At 74.5% G+C, this 1,476-nt stretch carries 1 protein-coding gene and 1 pseudogene; one reads left to right on the forward strand and one right to left on the reverse strand.

What is annotated here, in order from left to right; genetic code table 11:
* Positions 1 to 1,018: WS/DGAT domain-containing protein (locus BKN37_RS27115; protein WP_071030384.1), on the forward strand; the 1,018-nt coding region annotated here is incomplete at its 5' end.
* Here the strand turns inward: BKN37_RS27115 and BKN37_RS27120 are convergent.
* A pseudogene (locus BKN37_RS27120) lies at positions 947 to 1,476 on the reverse strand (hypothetical protein); the annotation flags it as partial. The gene BKN37_RS27115 and the pseudogene BKN37_RS27120 overlap by 72 nt on opposite strands.

Here is a 1,476-nt window from a genome sequence, read left to right on the forward strand (position 1 = left end):
GGTCTGGAAGATCCACCACGCCGTGGCCGACGGCACCGCCTCGCTGCACCTGCTGGAGCGCATCTGCAGCGGTGACCCCGTCCCGGCGGTGACCCCGCCCACCGAGCGGCGACCGGCGCCGTGGCGGTGGTTCCCGCTGGTGGCGCGCCACCAGGTGGCCGCGGCCGCCGAGTTCCCCCGGGTGCTGGCCCGCACCGTGCGGGTCGCCCGCACCATGCTGCGGCGCCGCCGGGCGGGGCTGCCCGGCTACGCGCCCGCGTTCGCCGCGCCGGGCACCCGGTTCAACGCCCCGTTGACCGCCGATCGCCGGTTCGCCTACCGCGGCTGCGATCTGCCCACCCTCAAACGGGTCGCCACCGCGTTCGGGGTCACCGTCAACGACGTGTTTTTGGCCGTGTGCAGCGGTGCGCTGCGCGAATTCCTGCTCCAGCGCGGGGAACTGGCCGCCGAACCGCTGACCGCGGTGGTGCCGGTGTCGATGCGCCCGCCCGACGGCGACCCGTGGGGCAACCAGGTGGCGCGATGGAACGTGGCGCTGGCCACCGACATCGCCGATCCGGTGGCGCGGCTGCGCAGCATCGCCGCGGCCACCCGCACCGCCCGCGACGTGCAGGCCGAACGGGACCTGTGGCTGCAGCACGACTGGATGGAGTACTGGCCGCTGTTCTGGTTCTACTCCCGGGCGTTGCCGCTGCTGGGCGAACGGACCAGTCATCGACCGACGTTCAGCCTGATCGCGTCGAACATGCGGGGCCCGCGGCGGCTGTCCTTCGGCGGGGCGCCGGTGGAAAAGTTGATCTCGACGGGCCCGCTGGTATTCCCGATGGGCCTGAACTTCACCGGCTGGAGCTACGCCGACCAGATGACGATCGGGGTGCTCACCTGCGGCGACCACCTACCCGATCCCTGGCAGATCGCCGATCAGCTGCCCGCGGCGCTGGCGCAGTTAGCCGAGCAGGCGCAGCGTCAGCCGGGCGCCGGCGTGGACGTCTTGCCAAAAGCGGGTGACCGGGTCTGACGCGTCGAGCGCATGACGGCGGCTGCCGCCCAACAGGTGGTCGGCGGCGTCGCGCGCCCGAGTGACGGCCTGCAACTGGGCGCCGGCCGCGGCGCGCGGGCCCGCGGTCAGCGACGCCGCGACCTGCAGGGCGGCGGCGTCCAGGTCACCGGCCGCCCGCGCCACCCGGGTGGTGGTCGCCGCGGTGATCTCCTCGCTGCCGTAGGAGGTGGCCAGCCGTTGCCGCACCTGCTCGACGTGCACCCGCCACAGCCCGTCGGCGGCCCCGGTCACCGCCGCCGCGGCGCCCGCCCCGACAAGCCCGGCCACCCGCGGGGCGCTGAACAGTCGCCGCTCGTCGACCCGCAACCCGGAGGCGGTCACCGCGCAGATTCCCGCTCCCGCCAACCCGGTTGCCGCGCACGGCTCGATCCGGGCGTCGCCGCGGGGCACCAGCACCCGGTAGCGCACACCATGGT

The organism is Mycobacterium talmoniae (genome assembly GCF_001854525.1).
Lineage (GTDB): Bacteria > Actinomycetota > Actinomycetes > Mycobacteriales > Mycobacteriaceae > Mycobacterium > Mycobacterium talmoniae.